This window comes from Mesorhizobium sp. BHbdii, assembly GCF_053848045.1.
The window spans coordinates 988503-1003875 of record NZ_JBSPKX010000001.1; the positions used below are offsets into that span (position 1 = coordinate 988503).

The 15373-nt window shown below is 63.9% G+C and carries 10 protein-coding genes; 1 reads left to right on the forward strand and 9 read right to left on the reverse strand.

What is annotated here, in order from left to right; translation table 11 throughout:
• Window positions 1–4 precede the first annotated feature (4 nt).
• Window positions 5–553, forward strand: a complete 549-nt coding sequence (locus tag ACWTU8_RS04905) for a gluconokinase (protein WP_455847250.1) — start codon at window positions 5–7, stop codon at window positions 551–553.
• A 38-nt stretch (window positions 554–591) separates the two neighbouring features.
• Here ACWTU8_RS04905 and ACWTU8_RS04910 read toward each other — a convergent pair whose 3' ends face one another.
• The 9 genes from ACWTU8_RS04910 to ACWTU8_RS04950 all read right to left on the reverse strand — a co-directional run bounded on the left by ACWTU8_RS04910 (window position 592) and on the right by ACWTU8_RS04950 (window position 15145).
• Window positions 592–1041, reverse strand: a complete 450-nt coding sequence (locus ACWTU8_RS04910; RefSeq protein ID WP_029351604.1) for an RrF2 family transcriptional regulator — start codon at window positions 1039–1041, stop codon at window positions 592–594.
• A 250-nt stretch (window positions 1042–1291) separates the two neighbouring features.
• Entirely contained in the window at window positions 1292–2278 is a 987-nt protein-coding gene (locus ACWTU8_RS04915) for a sulfate ABC transporter substrate-binding protein (protein WP_455847251.1), read from the reverse strand.
• A 200-nt stretch (window positions 2279–2478) separates the two neighbouring features.
• Entirely contained in the window at window positions 2479–3519 is a 1041-nt protein-coding gene (locus ACWTU8_RS04920; RefSeq protein ID WP_455847252.1) for a sulfate/molybdate ABC transporter ATP-binding protein, read from the reverse strand.
• Between the two features lie 78 nt (window positions 3520–3597).
• Complete coding sequence (cysW, locus tag ACWTU8_RS04925) at window positions 3598–4482, reverse strand: sulfate ABC transporter permease subunit CysW (RefSeq protein ID WP_455847253.1); 885 nt, start codon at window positions 4480–4482, stop codon at window positions 3598–3600.
• Complete coding sequence (gene cysT, locus ACWTU8_RS04930) at window positions 4475–5326, reverse strand: sulfate ABC transporter permease subunit CysT (RefSeq protein WP_455847254.1); 852 nt, start codon at window positions 5324–5326, stop codon at window positions 4475–4477. Before cysT ends, cysW begins: the two co-directional genes overlap by 8 nt.
• 32 nt (window positions 5327–5358) lie before the next feature.
• On the reverse strand, window positions 5359–6387 hold the full coding sequence (locus ACWTU8_RS04935) for a sulfate ABC transporter substrate-binding protein (RefSeq protein WP_455847255.1): 1029 nt from the start codon (window positions 6385–6387) through the stop codon (window positions 5359–5361).
• A 243-nt stretch (window positions 6388–6630) separates the two neighbouring features.
• Window positions 6631–7353, reverse strand: a complete 723-nt coding sequence (locus tag ACWTU8_RS04940) for a M15 family metallopeptidase (protein ID WP_455847256.1) — start codon at window positions 7351–7353, stop codon at window positions 6631–6633.
• A gap of 1 nt (window position 7354) precedes the next feature.
• The gene (pbpC, locus tag ACWTU8_RS04945; protein ID WP_455847257.1) at window positions 7355–9460 is read right to left on the reverse strand and encodes a penicillin-binding protein 1C; all 2106 of its coding nucleotides are present in this window, start codon (window positions 9458–9460) and stop codon (window positions 7355–7357) included.
• A gap of 195 nt (window positions 9461–9655) precedes the next feature.
• Entirely contained in the window at window positions 9656–15145 is a 5490-nt protein-coding gene (locus ACWTU8_RS04950) for an alpha-2-macroglobulin family protein (RefSeq protein ID WP_455847258.1), read from the reverse strand.
• Window positions 15146–15373 lie beyond the last annotated feature (228 nt).

Genomic DNA, 15373 nt, shown 5'->3' on the forward strand with positions numbered 1-15373 from the left:
CATCGTGGACGAAAAGGCAGCACAAACGCAGGGGCATCGCGTTCGGCCCGCACCGGCCGTCGTAGTGATGGGCGTCGCCGGTTGTGGCAAGTCGGCCGTCGGCGAAGCGTTGGCCGCAGCGTTGGGCGCCATCTTCGTCGAGGGCGACCGGCTGCATCCGCCGGAAAACGTCGCGCGCATGGCAAGCGGCGAGCCGCTGACCGACGCATTGCGCGAAGGCTGGCTCGACGCGATCGGCCGGCGCATTGCGGGATCGGTCGGCGATGGCCAGGGCGTGGTGGCCGCCTGTTCGGCGCTAAAGCGCAGCTACCGCGAGCGTCTGCGCGGCTTTTGCCAGGACATCGTTTTCCTCTATCTGGAAATCGATCCCGCGACCGCGAAGCAGCGTGTCGGCTCCCGCCAGGGCCATTTCATGCCGGCAAGCCTGGTCAACAGCCAGTTCGCTACGCTAGAAGTGCCGGCAGCCGACGAGAACGCATTGACGCTCGATGCGACGCGCCCGATCGCCGACATTGTCGGCGACGTCATGGGCCTGTTCGAGGCGAATTCATGAGCCGGTGGCCGGCGCGGATCCGCTTCAGGGGCGCCTGATCAGATCTGCGATGTCAGCTCGACTGGAAAATCGTCATTGTCGGCGTCGCGCATCGCGGCGAGGCTGCGATTGTCCAGCACCTCGGCGATCGCCTGGCGCACCTCCAGCATCATGTTCCGGACCTGGCATGTCGCCTCGTCGCAATCCTCGCAGCGCTGATATTGGGTGCGGCTGGCGCAAGGGATTGGCGCCAGCGGCCCGTCGAGGACACGCACGACATGGCCGATCTTGATCTCGGAGGCCGGCCGGGCGAGGCGATAGCCGCCTTCCTTGCCCTTGCGGCTCTGGACGAAGCCGGCATTGCGCAATTCGCCCAGAATGGCATCCAGGAATTTCTTCGGGATGTTGTTGGCGACGGCAATGTCGTTGACGAATGCGAGCTGACCGACCGGCAAGCCTGACAGATGCACGAGGGCCTTGAGGCCGTATTTGCCTTTTTTGGTAAGCATGCTCGATTCAGTTCATGAAAACCCCAACCGCCCGCATCTGGCGGTTGTTTGTGTGTAAATCATGACGTTTGGTCGCACGACGCAGTTTCGCGAAAACAAGCCGTCTGATGGCACAGTAGGCACAAACACGTTGATTCTTCGTGACGTTTTGGATGGTGCGGCCGGAAATGCGCGAAATCACCTTTCCGGACCGCGAAAACGAAGAAAGCCGGCAAAAGCCGGCTTCGCTTCAAGTTCGAAGATCGCTTGCTCAGCGGCTGCCATAAGTCTGGTCGAGCAACCCGCCCGCGGCGAAATGCTCGGCCTGGATCTTGGCCCAGTCGCCGAAGACGTCCTCCACCGTCAGCAGGCGGACATCGGGAAACTCAGCCTTGTATTTGGCGGCGACCGCCGCGTCGCGAGCCCTCAGTCCGTTGCGGGCGGCGATGTCCTGGCCCTGCGGCGTGTAGAGGAAGTCGAGATAAGTCCTGGCGAGGTCACGCGTGCCATGCTCGTCGGCGACCGTGTCGACAATCGCCACTGGAAACTCCGCCAGCAGGCTGACCGAAGGCGTCACCTGCTCGAACTTGTCATCGCCATACTCCCTGCGGACGCCGCGCGTTTCCGACTCGAAGGTGATCAGCACGTCGCCGATCTCGCGCTGCACGAAGGTGGTGGTCGCGGCGCGCCCGCCGGAGTCGAAGATCGGGACATTGTTGAACAGTTTGGTGACGAATTCCTTCACCTTGGCATCGTCGCCCTTGAAGGCTTCCTTTGCGTAGGCGGTGGCCGCAAGATAGGTGTAGCGCGCGTTACCCGACGTTTTCGGATTGGGGAAGATCACCTGCACGTCGTTGCGCACGAGATCGTCCCAATCCTTGATGTTCTTCGGATTGCCGGCGCGCACCAGGAAGGACGGCAGCGAATAGAAAGGCGAGGCGTTGTCGGGGAAGTCCTTCTGCCAGTCGGCGGAGATAAGACCCTTCGAGACCAGGAAGTCGATGTCGATGACCTGGTTGAAGGTGACGACATCGGCGCCGAGGCCCTCGGCGATGGCACGTGCCTGCGCCGACGTCCCGGCATGCGACTGATCTATGGTCACGCCGGGGTGCTCGGCGACGAAGGCCTTGTTCACCTGCGCAAACAGTTCGCGGCCGACATCATAGGACGCGTTCAGCAATTTGTCGGCCGACCACGCTTGGGAGGATGCCAGGAACAGGCCGGCCAATGTGGCGACGCCAAGCAAAAATCGCTTCATGAAAACACGCTCCTGAAATGCCGTTTATCGCAGAAGGATAATCGGGCGATGCCTGACGCGACGAGGCACGCAACCCGGATCTATGGTGTTGCTGTGAGAAAAAGGATTGCCGAAACGGCCCGTTGATAGGATTTTCTTCCAAGCAGATGCATTTCGGCGTGTTCTCAGCACGCCGAGGTAGCCCGTTTAGATACAGCCTTCTACACAGCCGGAAAAAGCTTCCAGCGCCGCGGCCTGAACGCCACCCGGCTTTTCTGCGCCGCCGGATGGTCGACGGGCAGCTCGACCTCGACCCGCTGACGCTCGCCGCCAATTTCGAGCTCCACCCGTCTGGTGCCGGCGACGCGGCGGCTGGCGGCGACCGTGCCGGCGATGCAGCCGTTGCATTCGTCTACCAGTTCGACATCGTGCGGACGGAAGAACAGCGTCGCTTCGCCTTGCGGTGCCTGCGGCGCGGACAGCCCGATCGGGCGATCGGCGATCCAGACCTGGCCGTCCTCGACCTTGACGGGAAGCGAGCTCGATTCGCCGATGAAGCCGTAGACGAAGGGTGAATTCGGCGTGTCGTAGATTTCATCGGCGGTGCCGACCTGCTCGATGCTGCCCTGGCTCATCACCACGACGCGGTCGGCAAGCTCAAGCGCTTCTTCCTGGTCATGGGTGACAAAGACCGTGGTGTAGCCGGTAGCGTCGTGGATGTCACGCAGCCAGCGGCGCAGCTCGCGGCGGACCTGGGCGTCGAGCGCTCCGAACGGCTCGTCGAGCAAAAGCACGGCCGGTTCGATCGCCATGGCGCGGGCAAGCGCCACGCGTTGGCGCTGGCCGCCCGAAAGCTGCGCCGGATAGCGCTTTTCCAAGCCGGAAAGCTGGACGAGATCGAGAAGCTCGGAGGCACGGCGGCGGATTTCCTGCGCCGACGGACGTGTCGGCCCGTGCCGGACCTTGAGGCCGAAGCCGATATTGTCGGCGACCGTCATATGGCGAAACAACGCATAATGCTGGAAGACAAAGCCGACATTGCGCTCCTGGATCGACTTTTGCGACGCATCCTCCTCGCCGAAGAAGATCGTTCCTTTCGTCGGCCGCTCCAGCCCGGCGATCAGCCTGAGCAGCGTTGTCTTGCCGGAGCCGGAGGGTCCGAGCAACGCGATCAGCTCGCCGGACTTGATGTCGAGCGAAACGTCGTGGAGGGCCGGAAACCGCTCAAACTCCTTGCGCACGTTGGCAACGCGAACTTCCATCAACCGTCCCTTTTTTGTCGATGCATGTCGTTATCCCGAAACTGCTACGCACTTTGGGCGACATCAAACTCTTTATTTCTAGTGTCCGCGCGTCGCGGCGAGCTCGGCGCCGTAGCGCATTTCGAGAAGTGTTTTCAAGACCAGCGTGACGAGCGCCAGGCTCGCAAGTAGTGAAGCGACGGCGAAGGCGGCTGCGGCATTGTACTCGTTATAAAGGATTTCGACATGCAGCGGCATGGTGTTGGTCAATCCGCGTATGTGGCCCGACACGACGGAGACCGCGCCGAACTCGCCCATGGCGCGGGCATTGCACAACAAGACGCCGTAGAGCAGCCCCCATTTGACGTTGGGCAGCGTCACGTACCAGAACGCCTGCCAGCCATTGGCGCCGAGCGACAGCGCTGCCTCCTCGTCGCCATTGCCCTGTTCCTGCATCAAGGGAATCAGTTCGCGGGCGACGAAGGGGAAGGTGACGAAGATGGTGGCGAGCACGATGCCCGGCACGGCAAACAGGATGACGATGCCATGCGCCTTCAGCCAGGCGCCGAGCAGGCCCTGTGCTCCGAACAACAGCACATAGACCAGGCCGGAAATGACCGGCGAGACCGAAAACGGCAGGTCGATGAGCGTGGTGAGGAAGGCCTTGCCCTTGAACTCGAACTTGGCGATCGCCCAAGCGGCGGAGATGCCGAAGACGACGTTGAGTGGCACCGAGATCGCCGCCACCAGCAGTGTCAGGTGGATCGCCGAGCGCGTGTCTGGGTTGGTCAGCGCCTCCGTATAAGCACTGAGGCCCTTTGCGAAGGCTTCGTTGAAGACGACGATCAGCGGCAAGAGCAGGAAAATGCCGAGGAAGGCAAAGGTCACGATCATCAGCACGGCTTTCGCCGGGCGGCTTTCGGTCACTGCCGCCGACTGACTTTCGTGGTGTGGTGCGTAGGATTTGATCTCCGGATCAGCCATAGCGCTTGCGGCTCCACGTCTGCACCAGATTGATGACCAGAAGCATCACGAACGACAAAGCGAGCATGATTGCCGCGATCGCGGTCGCCGCCGCATAATTGTATTCCTCCAGCCGGATGACGATCAGAAGCGGCGCGATCTCGGATTTGTAGGGCAGATTGCCGGCGATGAAGATGACGGAGCCGTACTCGCCGACGCCGCGTGCGAAAGCCAGCGCGAAACCGGTGACGATGGCCGGCGCCAGGCCCGGAAGCAGAACCCGGGCGATGGTCTGGAAGCGATTGGCGCCGAGCGTCGCGGCCACTTCCTCCACCTCCTTGTCGATCTCCTCCATGATCGGCTGAACGGTGCGCACGACAAAAGGCAGCCCGATGAAGATCAGCGCTATGACGATGCCGAGCGGCGTGTAGGCAACCTTGATGCCGAGCGGTGCCAGCAAGCTCCCGAGCCAGCCATTCGGCGCGTAGAGCGTGGTCAGCGCGATACCGGCCACCGCCGTCGGCAAGGCGAAGGGCAGGTCGACCATGGCATCGACGATGCGGCGGCCAGGAAAGTTGTAGCGCACCAGTACCCAGGCGACGATCGTGCCGAAGACGACATTGACCGCGGCGGCAATGAAGGCGGTGCCGAAGCTGATTTCAAGCGCATTGGTGGTGCGGCGGTCGGTGGCGATCGCCCAGAAATCGGCCCAGCCGAGCGCGGCCGATCGCCAGACCAGCCCCGAAAGGGGAATGAGGATGATGAGCGTGAGGTAGGCAAGAGAGAAGCCGAGCGTCAATCCGAAACCCGGAATGACGCTCGGCTGTCTGAACCGCCACCCCGCCTTTGCGGGTGCTGTGGTCATGTCGTCCTGATCTAGAGTCTAGCTTACTGGGTCTACTGGGCCGGCTTATAGATCTGGTCGAATATACCACCATCGCCGAAATGGTAAGGCTGCGCCTTCTTCCAACCGCCAAAAAGTGGATCGTCGATGGTGATCAGCTTGATCTCCGGCAGTTTGGCGAGGTCCTCCGCCGGCACCAGGTCAGGCTTCGACGGGCGATAATGGTTCTTGGCGATCAGCGTCTGGCCTTCCTTGGAGTAGAGGTAGCTCAGATAGGCTTCGGCGACTTTTCGCGTGCCCTTGGCATCGACATTGGCGTCGACCACAGCGACCGGCGGCTCGGCCAGGATCGAGGTCGGCGGGTAGACTATGTCGAAATTGTCGGCGCCGAACTCGTCGAGCGCCAGATAGGCCTCGTTTTCCCAAGCCAGCAGCACGTCGCCCAAGCCTTTTTGCGCGAAGGTTACGGTCGCGCCGCGCGCACCGGTGTCGAGCACCGGAACATGGGCGTAGAGATTGCCGACGAATTCCTTGGTCTTGGCTTCGTCGCCGCCACCCTTGGCGTTGGCATAGGCCCAGGCGGCGAGATAGTTCCAGCGTGCGCCGCCCGAGGTCTTGGGGTTTGGCGTGATCACCTGGACGTCGTCCTTGACCAGATCGCCCCAGCCGTGGATGCCCTTCGGGTTACCCTTGCGGACGAGGAAGACGATGGTCGAGGTGTAGGGCGCCGAATTGTTCTCGAACTTGGTCCGCCAGTCGGGATTGATCTTCTTCGATTTCGAGACGATGGCGTTGATGTCGCCTTCGAGCGCCAGCGTCACCACGTCGGCGTCGAGGCCGTCGATCACGGCGCGGGCCTGTGCGCCCGACCCGCCATGCGATTGCTGGACGGTTACCGTCTCACCGGTCTCGGCCTTCCAGTGGGCGACAAACGCCTCGTCGAATTGCTTGTACAGCTCACGCGTCGGATCATAGGACACGTTGAGGATGGTGGTATCGGCAAACGCGAAACCGACTGTTCCGAATTGGACCGATGCAGCGACCAGGGCGCCGAGCAGTTTCCTGAAATGAGGATTGGTCATTTACGCCTCCGTTGAGATCGCTTCAAATCTACTGAATTGGTAGAAATTAGATGCACTCAATGTTGCTTTTTTTGTCCGTTCGAAGCAATTTTCCGCCGATCTTTGGCCTTATGAAGAAATTCTTTCCTCTCGACGGCGGGGTGCCGAATCCGGGCTCATGCAGCGATCTGTCTGGAGAAAGGTCGCACCTCGGCAATGGCTCGATGTGGTCTGGACGCGATTTGCTTCGCAGCGATCAGTGATTTAGTCGGCGGTGAGGGGAAAATCGAAGCGCTGCTTTGGAAACGGCTCGTTTTCCAGCGTGAAATGCCACCATTCGCGGGCATAATTCCTGAAGCCGCCGGCGCGCATGGCCTCGACAAGCCTCTTGCGATTTGCGGTTGCTTCCCCGGCGAGCGGACGGTGCGCCGTTTCGCTCATCGGGTCGAAACAGTCGAAGCCGGTGCCGAAATCGAGCGTGTCGGCATCGGGCGCGCCACAGGCCTGTTTCGGAGCGGTGTTACGGTCGACTCGCGCGATGGCGACATCGACGGTCGAGCCGCGCGAATGCGTCGACAGTTCACCGACATAGCCTTTGGCGATGAGGTCCTTTCGCTTGACCGCCGGATACCATTGCGGGTCGGGTGGTCCGCCTTCCCTCGTCCATTCGCCCATGTCGGAGACGGCGCGCGCAGGGCGGTAGCAGTCAAAGACGACCAGCGTCAGTCCTTTGGCGGCAATCGCTTTCTGGACGCCGGAGAGCGCTTCCGCCGCTCGCCCGGTGAGGATGCATACTGGCGCGTCGTAGCCGGCCGCCTTGCGGCGCAGGAAATTGTCTGTGCGGGCATAGCGGACGTCCTGCCGGATGGTGGGATCGATGTCGGCCAGCCGAACGAAGCCGGCGGGGAGGTCCGCGGAAAGAACAGGGGCGGTACCGGCAGCCGATAGCAGGGCGCAAAACGTAATGCGCTGAATCGTTTGGCGCATTCTATTCAACGAACACTTTCACGCTGGCCGCGCGCCCGACCGCGTCGATCACGGTCAGGGTCGAATAGCCAGCGCCGTCCGGCTGCCAGGTCGCGCTGCGCCGCCGGTCGATGCCGACCAGCGGCTTGCCATTGGCCAGCCAGCGGAACGGGGCGCGGCCGCCTTGCAGCTTCAGCACCAGCGGCGAGGCCCTGGCGGCGGTGGTGCCGAGATCGACGCGGGCGCCGTCGGGCGGAAAGATGATCGTCGGCGCAGGCTCGGTCGGCGTCGCCTGGACCAGCCCGTCGGCGCCAGAACCGAAACGCTCCAATGTCACCGGCAGATCGTCGCGCCTGGGTTTGGTGACGCCGGCCGGCTGGCCTGGCAGCGGCACGGGAGCCAGGCCGGAGCGGACAAAGCCCTCGAACAGGATCGGTGCGGCCGAGACATAGCCGGACAGGCCAGGCACCGCGCCGGCATCGGGACGGCCGACCCAGACGCCCAGCACGTAGCGCCCGTCGAAGCCGACCGACCAGGCATCGCGGTAGCCGTAGGAGGTGCCGGTCTTGTAGGCGATGCCGCGCCGGGCGGCACTCTCGGGCGGCTTGACGCCCGACAATATGTCGGTGATCTGCCAGTTCGCCTGATCGTCAAGGATGGTAGCTGTGGAGCGTTCGGAATTCGCCGGCTCGGTGCCGTCATGCAGCGTGTGGGCCTTGCCGCCATTGGCAAGCCCGGCATAGAGCTGGACGAGGTCGCGCAGCGTCACGCCGACGCCGCCAAGGCCGATGGCGAGGCCCGGCGCCTTGTTGACGGGCAGGATCGGCGTGACGCCGGCCTGCCGGAAGCGCGCGAGCAGCCGCGTCGGCCCGACCGCGTCGAGCACACTGATCGCCGGCACGTTGAGAGACAGTTGCAGCGCCTGCCGGATGCTGACGTCGCCTTGGTAGCCCATGTCGAAATTCTTCGGCCGGTAGCCGGAAAAATCCGTCGGACTGTCGTCGATCAGTGTTTCCTGCGCGACCAAGCCCTGTTCGAAGGCGAGCCCGTAGATGAACGGTTTCAACGTCGAACCGGGCGAGCGGACGATTCTGGTCATGTCGATCCAGCCGGAGCGGCTGGCGTCGAAATAGTTGGCAGACCCGACTTCGCCGAGGATCTCGCCGGTGCGGGCGTCGGCCAGCACCATGGCGACGGACAGGCGGGGGCCGAGCCTGGTTGCGGCATCCCTGGCCACCTGTTCCAGCCCTTCCTGGACGCTTTTGCGGATCGTCAGTTGTAGCTTCTGGCCGGGGCCGGCCTTGGAAAGCGCCGCGTAGGCGGCGTGAGCGGCGAGCGCCGGCAGCGTGCGGCGGACGCCTGAAACGTCGTCGAGCGCGGCACGTGCGGCCTCGCGCTCGCCGAGCAGGCCCGATGAAACCATGCGCGCCAGCACCCGGTCGCGGGCGGCATGAGCGATTGCGAGATTGCGGTCGGGCCGGCGCTTTTCCGGCAATTGCGGCAGGGCAACAAGCAGGGCCGCCTCCGAAACCGTCAGCCGCTTCGGCTCCTTGCCGAAATAAGCCAGCGAGGCGGCGCGCACGCCTTCGAGGTTGCCGCCATAGGGCGCCAGCGTCAAATAGCGTTCGAGGATCTCACGCTTGGTAAGCCGCCGCTCGATCTGTAGGGCGCGCAGCATCTGCTTGATCTTCGAGCCTAGGCTGCGGCTGTCGCGCGGCTCTGCCAGCCGGGCGAGTTGCATCGACAGCGTCGAGCCGCCGGAGACGATACGGCCACTGTTTAAGAACTGGCCGGCGGCGCGGGCCAGCGCCAGCACGTCGACGCCTCCATGGTCCCAGAAGCGCTTGTCCTCGTAAATCACCAGCATGTCGACGAGCTGCTTGTCGACCTGGTCGAGGCGGGTGGCGAGCCGCCAATAGCCGTCCGGCGTGGCGAAGGCGCGCAACAGCTGGCCGTCGCGGTCCTGCACTTCGGTCGACACGGTGAGTTCGGCCGGCAGCGGCGGCGGAAAGGCGCGGTCGAGCTGCCAAAGCCCGCCCGCGGCGATTGCTGCAAAGCCGGCGAGGGAGGCGGCGGCGATGGCCGAACGGCGCAGGATTTTTCGGTAAAGCACGGCGCTGCCCCTCATCCGCCTGCCGGCACCTTCTCCCCGTATAGTGACGGGGAGAAGGGGCCTGTCACGACCCTTGGCGCCTTTTCTGCGACGTTTGAGGTTGGCGAAAACTTCGGCGCAAGCTTCTTTCTCCCCGTCTCTGTACGGGGAGAAATGCCCGGCAGGGCAATGAGGGGCAGCGCCATCGCCATATTCGCCACCATCGGCGCCTTACGGCGCCTTAACCTCCATCATCCCGGTCGCGGTGCGGGCCGAATATTGCGGCCGGTACATGTCCTCGACCGTTGCAGCCGGATGGGCATAGGTGCCCGGTGTCACCGCGCGCACGACATAGGCGAGCGTAATGTTGCGGTCGCCGTCGCCATCGTTCGGATTGAAGGCCGCGACGAAACGGTCGTCGCGGAATTCGAGATGGGCGGCGTCGGTCTGAGCCAGCCACGAGAAGTTCGACAACTGGGCGCTGGAAACCAGGCCCGGATTGTCGATTTCGAAGCCGGCCGGCAGCAGATCGGTGATCACGAGCCGCGACGGCCACTTGTTCTGCTCGTAGATATTGAGCACGACGACATAGCGTTCGTTCTGGGTCGCCTCCGTGACATTGGCTTCGGTGCCGTCGAGCTTGTAGTAGGTGCGGCCGATGGTGAAGCCGTTGCCGCCGGCCGGCAGCGGCTGGATCGGCGAGGCCACCGTGGTGACGACCGCCTGCAGCGGGTTGCTGCCGGTGTTGGCGACTGTCAGCGGGCTGTTGGCAATGTCGCTGCCGGCGATCTGGTCCGAATAGGCGCCGGCATGCGGCGCGCCATTGATGGTCAGCGCGATCGAATCGTTGCCGGCCTTCAGTGCGCGGGCCGCCAGCAGCATCCAGGATTCGTCCTGCGTGCTGGTCCATCTGACGGCGGCGCGTTCCTGCGTCACCCGCTTGATCAGCGCCGGCACGATCGTCGGCACCGGCTTCGATTCTGCGGCAAGCGCCAGCATCGCCGCGCCGTCGCGCAGCGGCGAGCCATAATCGGACCTATAGTAGTCGTATGCTGAGCTTGAATTGGCCAGTTGCAGGGCGGCCTGGAAGGTGGCTTCCGAGCGCTGCGTGTCGCCATAGAGCGCCAGGCCCGCCGCCAATTGGGCAACGGCCATCGGGCTGGTAAAGGCTTCGATCTGGCTGTCGGCATAGTAGCGCAGATCGCCGATCGAGGCCTTCTTGTTGCGGGCCAGTACATAGAGCGCATAGGCGATCTGGCTGCCGCGATCCTTGACGTCCTGGTCGTAGCCGATCGCGTTTTGCAGATTGCTCAGCGCCTGGTTCATCGCCTGGGTCGGCACGTCGTATTTCTGCTCGCGCGCCCGGGTCAGGAAGTCGGTGACATAGGCGTCGAGCCACAGGTCGCCGGAGGCCGGGCCCCACAGGCCGAAGCTGCCGGCCGAGGCTTGGTAGCTCAGTACCTTGTAGATGGCGTCCTGGATGCGGCCGTGCAGGTCGGCGTCGCTGGCCATGCCGACGCCCGAGGCCATCTCGTTGACATAGAGAAGCGGCATGGCGCGGCTGGTGGTCTGCTCGGCGCAGCCATAGGGGTAGCGGTCGAGCGTCATCAGGAGCGACGGCACGTCGAAGGCCGCCGCCTGCGAAACGCCGACGCTAACAGAAGCGCCGTCGAGCACGCTTGCCGCCAGGAGCTCCTTGTCGACGCGCAGCGACCCGCCATTGCCCTTGAGGTCGACCACCATGCGGGTGGTCACCGGCAATTGCGCCGGGCGCACCGGAACATACAGCGTCTGCTCGACCGCGGTGCCGTCGGCATGGGCGAGCTTGATGGTGATCGAGGCGTTGCCCGGCGTTTCAGCGATCAGCGGGACGGTTAGCGTCTGCCGCTTACCCTTGGCGAGCGTCAGCTTTTCGGGCAGGGCGGCACTGCCGGTCGAAAGATTGGCGGTGGTGTTTATCGACAGTGCATAGTCGCCCTCCGGGCCGTCGGCGTCGGTGACGTCGAGCCGCATGACGGCCGAATCTTCAGGGGCCAGGAAGCGCGGCAGGCCGGCGGTGATCACCACCGGATCGCGCACGATCACGTCGGACTGGGCATGGCCGACCCCGTCCTTAGTCCAGGCGACGGCCATGACACGCACGGTGCCGTTGAATTGCGGGATGTCGAAGTCGATCCGCGCCTTGCCGTCGGCATCGAGCGGGACCGGACCGGAGAAGAAGGCGACCAGCTTTTCGGTCGGCGGGCTGCCTTGCGATTGTATGTTGGCGCCGTCGCCGCCGGTGCGCAGCTTGCCTGGTGTGCCCAGCGAGCCGTCGATCAGACGGCCGTAGAGGTCGCGTACCTCAAGGCCGAGCATGCGCTGGCCGAAGAACCAGGTCTCAGGATCCGGCACCTTGTAATTGGTCAGGTTGAGGATGCCGACATCGACGGCCGCGACCATGACATAGGCGTTGGCACCCGGCTGCACGCCGGCCACGGAGACCGGGATCGACAGCTGCTGGCGCGGCATGGTCTTGTCCGGCGGCGTCAGGCTGACGGCGAGCTTCTTGGAGCCCGGATCGACCTTCAGCCATTTGACGCCGATGGCGCGCGCCGGCATGCGCGTTTCCTGCGCATCGCCCGGCCTGAACAGCGTTGCCGTGACATAGGCGCCGGCGCCCCAGTCGTCGCCGACCGGGATGTCGATGGTGCTGCCATCTGCCGGCACGCTGGCGGTGACGATTTTCAAGAGTTTGTCGGCGCCGATGGTGACGAGCAGCTCGCCGGCAAAATGCGGCGACACTTTGAGTTTGGCCACTTCGCCCGCCGCGTAGTTGTCCTTGTCGAGGGCGATTTCGAGGCCGTCAGGCGTTTCGGTGGTGGTGGAGCTGACATACCAGCCGGCGTCGAATTCGTAGCTGGTCGCCGGGCCTTCCGGGTCCGATGTCTCGATCTCGAGCCGATAGCGGCCCCAGTCGACCGGCAGCGAGACGGTGGCCTCGCCGTCGGCGGTCAGGTCGACCTGGCCGTTGGCCACCGACTTGGTGAAGGTGACCGGCTCATAGTTCCAGGAATTGCTTGAGCGGTACCATTGGTAATTGCGTTCGACCTTGACCAGCGACCATTGCGCGCCCTGCAGCGCCTCGCGCCTGCCGTCGGGGTCGACGGCGATCAGGCTGAACTTCGCCGTGCCGCTTTGCGGCACCTCGTCACCGTCGAAATCCGGACGAATGCCGATCATATGGCCCTGCGGCCGGATGCCGATGTTGAGCGAGCGCTCGATGGCGCGGCCGCCGGTCTCGCGCATCCTGACCGTAACCCTGGCATCGACGAGCTTGGTGGTCGAGGGCAACTGGTCGACGGAAACCGGGAAGGTCGCCTTGCCGTCCTCACCGACCACCGGCAGATCGGTGAACGGCGTGACTGACGGTTCCGCCGACTGCTCGTCGGCCAGGCCGAAGGAATAGCCCTTGAAGCGGTCCCAGTCACGGGTGCTCGACAGCGTCAGTTCGCCTTCGAGCGCCAGCCCGGCGGCCGGCGCGCCATAAAGGAAGCGGCCGTCGACGGTGACGTTGGCTGTTTCGCCCTGCGCGATCTCCTGCTTGTCGGAGGACAGGTCGAACTCGATGCGATCCGGCACGAAATCCTCGACCAGGAACATCTGGCTGGCGACCGCCGCCTGTTTGGGGTCGGTGTGGATCGCCACCGTCCAGGTGCCGCGCATGGCGTTGGGTTCGAGCGGCAGGTCGACGGCATGGCCGCCGGCCGATGCGCCGTCGCTGACGATGCGGCGGTTCTCGACGCCGTCGGGACGCGTGAAGATGAAGGTCAGCGGCAGGTTCTCGACGGCCTTGGCGGCGCCGTCGCGGGCAAGCGCTGCAACATGGACGTCCTCGCCGGCGCGGTAGATGCCGCGTTCGGTCCAGGCATAGACGTCGAGCGCGCCCGGCGCCGGACGCCCGGTGACGCCACGATCGGACAGGTCGAAGCCGGCGCGGCCCATGTCGAGAAAGACGAAGTCGCTGTCGCCCTGTTGGGCTGTCAGCACGGCCGGGACCATGCCGCCGTCGCCGCGCGTCAGTCCGGGGTTGAAGACGCCGCGGCCTTCAGCGTCCGTGATCGCAGTGCCGAGGATTTCATTGTTCCTGGCGAGCAGCGTCAGTTCAGCTCCTGTGATCGGCTTGGCGGTTCCGAGCGAACGGGCAAAGACGTTCAACCCATCCTGTCCGGTATAGGTCGACAGGCCGATATCGGAGACGACGAACCATTGCGTGGCGCGCGAATCATAATCTTCGTTATCATCGCCATTCTCGTCGACCGGTTGCGCGGTCAGCACATAGACGCCGGGCTTTCGCTGCGGCAGCGCGTCGTCGACCGGGAAGGAGGTGGTGACTTCCTTGTTCAGGTCGTTGGCGATGTCGAGCTGGCCTTGCCAGACCGGCTCGCCCATCTGATCGGAAATGTTGGAGATGTCATAGCCGTCAAGCTGGCGCAGGAACTGGTAGCCGGACAGAAGCTGGGTCAGCGAGCGGTCGCCGATGCGATAGAGCTTCATTTCGGCGGCGTTCATGTTGACGGTGACGACCGGAATACCGCGGCGCGCGCCGGCAGGCAGCACGAAGCTGTCGCCGGTGAAACGGGCGGACGGGGCGCGGTCCTGCACATAGATCGATAGCACCACCGGTGCGGTGATCACCTCGCCGATGGCGGCCGGCAGGCCGGCGCGGAAGGTCACGTCGTAATGCTGGCCGTGCTCGAGCCCTTCGACGCAGATCTGCTTGTCCTTCGCCTCGACGCCCTTGGGAGCGGCGTTGTCGACGGTGACGAATTGCGAATAGTCGACGCCGGTCTTGACCAGATCCTCGGAAAACTGCGCGCAGATGCGCGGCGCACTGGTGTCGGCTTCGACCGTGTGATCGATGACGCGGAAGCCCTTCCGGGCCTTGAGATCCTGATAGGCGGCCGAGACCCAAGGCGAACTGACCAGCGCGAGGCTCGCTTCGTAGGCCTGCAGGGCGGGCCGAGAGAGATCCCGGCGATCGAGCCCGTCGCCAAGCAGTGCCAGCGCTTCGGCGCGCGTTTTTGTGGTGCGCAGCAATTTGTAGGCGTTGAAGCCGGCGGAGGTGGCGTTCGCCGGCAGGGTGGACGCCTCTGCGCTGTTGGCGGTCGGCTCCACGGCGAGCGTTTCCCGCGCCAGTTCAAGCCAAAGCTGGCCATCTTCGGGCAATACCGAAACCAAAGCCTCGTATTTTTGGATGGCCAAGCGGTGGTCGCCGGTCTGCGACGCTTGTTTTGCAGCTTCCCGCAGCGCCGTCAGCCCTTCGGTGGGCTTGGTGTAGGCCGGGCCTGTGAGCCTGTTGCGATATTGCTGGGCCTGGTCGGCCATCCAGGCGGGGAAGAAGGCGAGCTCCGGCGGTGCGCCGATATCGGGGTCACCATCGACGTTGACGATCTTGCCGGCGACGGCGCCGTTGAAGGGCTTCAGCGTGTTGTAGTCGGATTTGAGAAAGCACCATTTGGCCTTGGGGTTATAGGTGAAGGCGCGGCAGGCGGGATCGCCGAGACATGTCGTCCTGCACTGGTCGAGGCTGACATTCTGGTCGGATCTGAGATCGAATCCGAAATAGTCGGAATTGTCTGATGTCACCACCCGGCGTGCTTCGGCCGCTTGCGCGACACTGCCCCAGGCGAAAAAGAGAAGGAAAAGAATTGACAGACCACGAGCCGCGCGCATTGCCATAACACTCCTCCAGACACTGCTTACCCATCGGCCCGAAAATCGGAATCGATTTTCGGAAAACCACGATGCGTCACTTCAAAGTCTTAGAGCGTACTTTGTGCGTCCGAATGGACGCACGTCGCTCTAACGTCCAGACATGTTCAAGCTCAGTCACGCTTGTCAACACGAGGACGCGGCAGGTTCCGCCTGCCAACGGTTTCCTTTCCGGCCGATGACCGGTAGTACCTC

What these genes read in the sequence shown, in the direction of transcription:
- ACWTU8_RS04910 (WP_029351604.1), bottom strand. Translation starts at nt 1,041, where the DNA reads ATGCTTACCAAAAAAGGCAAATACGGCCTCAAGGCCCTCGTGCATCTG.
- ACWTU8_RS04915 (WP_455847251.1), bottom strand. Translation starts at nt 2,278, where the DNA reads ATGAAGCGATTTTTGCTTGGCGTCGCCACATTGGCCGGCCTGTTCCTG.
- ACWTU8_RS04920 (WP_455847252.1), bottom strand. Translation starts at nt 3,519, where the DNA reads ATGGAAGTTCGCGTTGCCAACGTGCGCAAGGAGTTTGAGCGGTTTCCG.
- cysW (WP_455847253.1), bottom strand. Translation starts at nt 4,482, where the DNA reads ATGGCTGATCCGGAGATCAAATCCTACGCACCACACCACGAAAGTCAG.
- cysT (WP_455847254.1), bottom strand. Translation starts at nt 5,326, where the DNA reads ATGACCACAGCACCCGCAAAGGCGGGGTGGCGGTTCAGACAGCCGAGC.
- ACWTU8_RS04935 (WP_455847255.1), bottom strand. Translation starts at nt 6,387, where the DNA reads ATGACCAATCCTCATTTCAGGAAACTGCTCGGCGCCCTGGTCGCTGCA.
- ACWTU8_RS04940 (WP_455847256.1), bottom strand. Translation starts at nt 7,353, where the DNA reads ATGCGCCAAACGATTCAGCGCATTACGTTTTGCGCCCTGCTATCGGCT.
- pbpC (WP_455847257.1), bottom strand. Translation starts at nt 9,460, where the DNA reads ATGAGGGGCAGCGCCGTGCTTTACCGAAAAATCCTGCGCCGTTCGGCC.
- ACWTU8_RS04950 (WP_455847258.1), bottom strand. Translation starts at nt 15,145, where the DNA reads ATGGCAATGCGCGCGGCTCGTGGTCTGTCAATTCTTTTCCTTCTCTTT.